Here is a 4,425-nt window from a genome sequence, read left to right as displayed (position 1 = left end):
CACCCCCGGCCCGCATCGAAGAAATCCGTCACCGCACTCAACGACCACCACCGGCGAAGGTCACGCATTCGACGCAAGAACTCTCGTTCCCCGCCGGGGAGTGGGCCTGCCGCTGCCCGGAGGCTCACTCATGCGTACCAGAACATGCTCAAGTGCCGTCCATCGCCACCTGTTCACAACCCCTGCTGCCCGACGCCGACGTCCTCGCCATCGCCGGCGCCCTGGAGTTCGAACTCGGCTGCACAGCAGCTCGTCGGCGCGAGACCGGCACCGCCTGGCGGTGGTCCCGATCTCCGCTTTCAGCAGCTCGAAAAGCTCTCGGCTGCGGCGTTATTGCAACAGGAGCCCGTTCTGCCCCTGCTCTGCCGCATGTTCAACTTCCGTAGCTGGCTGCGGTATTCGTGTGAGGTGTATTCGGATCCGCGGTCCGGGTGTGCGATGCAGCCCTCCTTGAGCAGCCCACGGCCATCTGCAGCGCGTCGACAACCAGCTCGGCGCAGTGGTGATCGGCCATCGCATAGCCGATCACCTTCCGGGTCGCCAGGTCGATGACGGTGGCGAGGTACCACCAGTCGGCAAGGGTGGGCGGGTAGGTGATGTCCGAGACCAGCTTGGTGCCGGGCTCGATGGAGGCGAAGTCGCGTCCGACCAGGTCAGGGGCGAAGACTGCCTTCTTGTCCGGCCGGGTCAGGCCGCGGCGCCTGCGGCGGGTAATGCCTTGGATGTCGTGCTCGCGCATCAGCCGCTCGATCCTTTTGCGGTTGATCCGCTGTCCCGTGCGGCGTAGGGCGGCCGTGATCCTCGGGGAGCCGTAGGCGCGGCGGGACTGCGTGTGGAGCTTTCGGATCTCCGTGACCAGCTCACTCTCCTCGCCCGCTCGCGCCTTGGCGGCCGGGCGTGCGGCACGCCAGGCGTAGTAGCCGGAGTGGGACACCCCCAGGACCTTGCACATCAGGCTGACGCCGTGGCCGTCCGGGTTGTGCTCGGAGGCCTTCTCCGCGTCGATGAACGCGTAGCGCACGGCTACTTCGTCGATTCCCTTGCGAAGAAGGCCGCGGCTTTTTCAAGACCCCGATGGTCTGCTGCTGTTCCCGGTTCTCTCGCCGCAGACGCCGCAGCTCTTCTTTCTCGTCGCTGGTCAGGGCGCCCGCAGGCCCTTGCCCGCGGTCGGCTTGGTCCTGCTTGACCCAGTTGCGCAGTCCCTCGGCGCTGACGCCGATCTCCCGGGCGACCTCGATGACCGTCTTCCCTGACGAGTGCACCAACGCGACCGCGTCGCGTTTGAACTCGACCGTGTACCGCTTGCTTGTGTTGCTCTTCTTGCTCACTGTCTGGAACAGCTTTCTCCGGGACCTTCCGTCCCAGTATCAGACTGTCCAGCTCAGCGGGGGAACTTCACCGGCGGCTTCTCTCAACTCCTGTCTGTAGATGAGTCGCATGCAAGGATGTCGTCCGTGACCGGATCGTCTTCCTCGTCTGTCGCCGAGGGCGCGCCTGGCAGCTACGGCCTGGGTCCCCGTGCCGCTGTTGTGCTGGTGTTCGGGTCCTCGGCCGCAGTCCTGGTGGTCGAGATCGTCGCTTTGCGGCTGCTGGCCCCCTACCTCGGCCTCACTCTCGAGACCAGCACCATGGTGATCGGCATCGCCCTCACCGCGATCGCCCTCGGCTCCTGGCTGGGTGGGCGCATCGCCGACCAGGTCAATCCACGCCGGCTCCTGGGCCCCTCGCTCGGGGTGTCGGGAGCGGTCGTGGCGCTCACCCCCGCCGTGCTGCGCAGCACTGCGGAGTGGGCGCCGGCGCTGCTCTTGTTGATCGCGTCGCTGACCATCCTCGTGCCGGGCGCGCTGCTCTCTGCGGTGACGCCGATCGTGACCAAGTTGCGTCTCACCAGCCTCGCCGAGACCGGAACGGTTGTCGGCCGGCTGTCCGGCGTCGGCACCGTCGGCGCGATCGTCGGCACCGTCCTCACCGGCTTCGTTCTCGTATCGCGGTTGCCGGTCAGCGGCATCCTGATCGGCCTCGGAACACTGCTGGTGGTCGGCTCGGCGCTGGTCGAGTGGCGAACGCGTGGGTGGAGCAGCGTCCCGGCCCTGACACTCGTGATCATTGCCGGCGGCCTCGCCACCATGGTCGCGCCCGGTGGCTGCGACACGGAGACCAGGTACCACTGCGCACGGGTCGTCCAAGACCCCGACCGGGGCGGCGGCCGCACCCTCGTTCTGGACGGCTTGCGGCACTCCTACGTCGACATCGACGACCCGACCTTCCTGGAGTTCACGTATGTGCGCGCCATCGCGTCGGTGGTCGATGCCGCCTTTCCTCAAGGTGAGCCACTTGCTGCCTACCACCTGGGGGGCGGCGGGCTCACGTTTCCCCGTTACCTCGCGGCCACGCGGCCCGGGACGCGCAGCCTGGTGTCCGAGATCGACAGCGGGGTCGTGCGCATCAACCGCGACCAACTCGATCTGGGATCACAAGCCGGTATCGACGTACGCGCCGAGGACGGCAGGCTCGGCCTGCGGCGACTGGACACGGGCAGTCGTGACCTCGTCGTCGGCGACGCCTTCGGGGGCGTCAGCGTGCCGTGGCACCTCACCACGGTGGAAGCGATGACTGACGTACGGCGGGTGCTCAACGAGGACGGCCTGTACGTTGCCAACCTCATCGATCACGGTGATCTGGCCTTCGCGCGTGCCGAAGTAGCCACCCTCAGCGAGACCTTCGAGCACGTCGCCCTCGTCGGCGAACCCACCGATATCGGCCTCGACCCGACCGCCGCCCCCGAGGGCGGCAATCTGGTGGTGCTCGCCTCCGACCGGCCGGTCGACCTGCGCGCGGCCCAGGAAGCGCTGGACGCCCGGCAAACCGGCTGGAAGATCGCTACCGGCGACGACCTCATCTCCTGGACCGGCGATGCCAAACTGCTCACCGACGACTACGCACCCGTCGACCAGCTCCTCCAGCCCTCCAGCGCACGAAGCAGCCAGTGACAGGACACACGTCCAGGCCCTGCCGCCGCACCTGAACAAGCTGCCCCCGAGGCTGCTGTATCGCGTCAAGCCGCTTGAGGAAGATTTCGAGGTTCCTTCCGCTGGTGCGGTCGGAGCGTTCGAGGATCTTGAAGAGCTGTCGGCAGATGGTTCGCTTGAGGCAGCGTTGTGCGTCGCGGGAGGTCTTGCCCTCGGCGATTCTGCGGGCGACGTAGGTCTTCGTGGCCGGGTCGAGCCGCATCCGGATCAGGGTGATGGTGTGCAGGGCCCGGTTGAGCTGCCGGTCGCCGCTGCGGTTGATCCGGTGCCGGTTGGTCAGCCCTGAGGATGCGGGTATCGGTGAGACTCCGGCGAAGGAGGCGAAAGCGGCTTCGGACCGCAACCGGCCCGGGTACGGCCGGCTGACCATGATCTGGGGGTGTGTCATCGGTCCCGGAGGCACTGGCAGACCGCTGATCAGGGGCATGACCACCGGTCTCGCAAGGGACTTGGGAGGCTCTTCGTAATGTGGATGCCGGCAGCTGGTGCCGCAGGTGAGGCCGGGACGCTCGACCGGAGGACGCACGTGATCGACACCAGTGACATCGGCGCCTTCCGCGGCCTGGACGCCGGCAAGGGCGAACACCACGCCACCGCCGTCACCCCGGCGGGGAAGAAAGCCTTCGACAAGCGGCTGCCCAACAGCGAACCCAAGCTGTGGGAACTCTTCGAGAGGCTGCAGGCCAAGCACGGCACCGTGCTCGTGGTCGTCGACCAGCCCGCCTCCATCGACGCCCTGCCGCTGACCATCGCCCGGGACGCGGGCTGCCAGGTGGCCCACCTGCCGGGCCTGACCATGCGCCGGATCGCCGACCTCTACCCCGGCGGAGGCCAAGACCGACGCCCGCGACGCCTTCATCGCGGACGCCGCCCGCCCCATGCCGCACACGCTGCGTGCCATCGAGCTGGAAGACGAGACCGTCGCCGAGCTGGAGATGATCGTGGGCTTCGACGACGACCACGCCGGCGAAGCAACCCGGATCAGCAACCGGCTGCGCGGTCTGCTCCCCCAGATCCACCCCTCGCTGGAGCAAGTCCTGGGCCCGCGCATCCAGCACCCGCCGATGCTGCTGATGCTCGACCAGTTCGGCTCCCCCGCACAGCTGAGATCTCTGCTGCCTAAACCGAGGGCCCGATACCGGTAGTGACTGGCGTTGACAGCCCGGCAGGCAGTCCTGCTCATGATCACCGAATTCGTGCACTGCTCACCGGACGCGGATTCCGGGATTCACCCAGAGGCCAGTACTCACGAGGGAGGTACGTGAGGTTACGTCCGTTTCGGCGTGAGTGTGAAGAGGCCAGGAGCCTTTTTCAGTTGTAGCTCTGGCGGGTGGGACGTGGGCCGCTGTTGACGTGGAGGGAACGCGCGGGGCATCTCCGTGGTTGGGCAGGTCAC

The 4,425-nt window shown here is 67.4% G+C and carries 3 protein-coding genes and 2 pseudogenes; 2 read left to right on the top strand and 3 right to left on the bottom strand.

Annotated features, from left to right (window positions below; genetic code table 11):
• Positions 1 to 373: 373 nt before the first annotated feature.
• Both ACFV7R_RS46780 and ACFV7R_RS46775 read right to left on the bottom strand, forming a co-directional pair.
• Positions 374 to 1,036 carry an IS3 family transposase gene (locus tag ACFV7R_RS46780; protein ID WP_385276849.1) on the bottom strand — a complete coding sequence of 221 codons (663 nt, stop codon included), beginning with the start codon at positions 1,034 to 1,036 and terminating at the stop codon, positions 374 to 376.
• A gap of 70 nt (positions 1,037 to 1,106) precedes the next feature.
• Positions 1,107 to 1,328 (bottom strand): annotated as a pseudogene (locus ACFV7R_RS46775) (transposase); the annotation flags it as partial.
• 126 nt (positions 1,329 to 1,454) lie between these two features.
• Here ACFV7R_RS46775 and ACFV7R_RS46770 point away from each other — a divergent pair.
• Positions 1,455 to 2,990 (top strand): fused MFS/spermidine synthase, encoded by a 1,536-nt coding sequence (locus ACFV7R_RS46770; RefSeq protein ID WP_385276843.1) that lies wholly within the window; start codon positions 1,455 to 1,457, stop codon positions 2,988 to 2,990.
• Here ACFV7R_RS46770 and ACFV7R_RS46765 read toward each other — a convergent pair.
• Positions 2,926 to 3,399, bottom strand: a complete 474-nt coding sequence (locus tag ACFV7R_RS46765; protein ID WP_385276846.1) for a transposase — start codon at positions 3,397 to 3,399, stop codon at positions 2,926 to 2,928. The two genes, ACFV7R_RS46770 and ACFV7R_RS46765, sit on opposite strands and share 65 nt — an antisense overlap.
• A 156-nt stretch (positions 3,400 to 3,555) precedes the next feature.
• On the opposite strand from ACFV7R_RS46765, the pseudogene ACFV7R_RS46760 reads away from it, so the two are divergent.
• A pseudogene (locus ACFV7R_RS46760) lies at positions 3,556 to 4,138 on the top strand (IS110 family transposase); the annotation flags it as partial.
• Between the last annotated feature and the right edge of the window lie 287 nt (positions 4,139 to 4,425).

This window comes from Streptomyces sp. NPDC059866 (assembly GCF_042731325.1).
Taxonomy (GTDB): Bacteria; Actinomycetota; Actinomycetes; order Streptomycetales; family Streptomycetaceae; genus Streptomyces; species Streptomyces flavusporus.
Note: the sequence above shows the minus strand (reverse complement) of the source record. Positions and strands in the feature narration are given on the sequence as shown.

Excerpts from the sequence above, each read along its gene's own strand:
- ACFV7R_RS46765 (WP_385276846.1), bottom strand. The coding sequence starts at position 3,399 with ATGGTCAGCCGGCCGTACCCGGGCCGGTTGCGGTCCGAAGCCGCTTTC.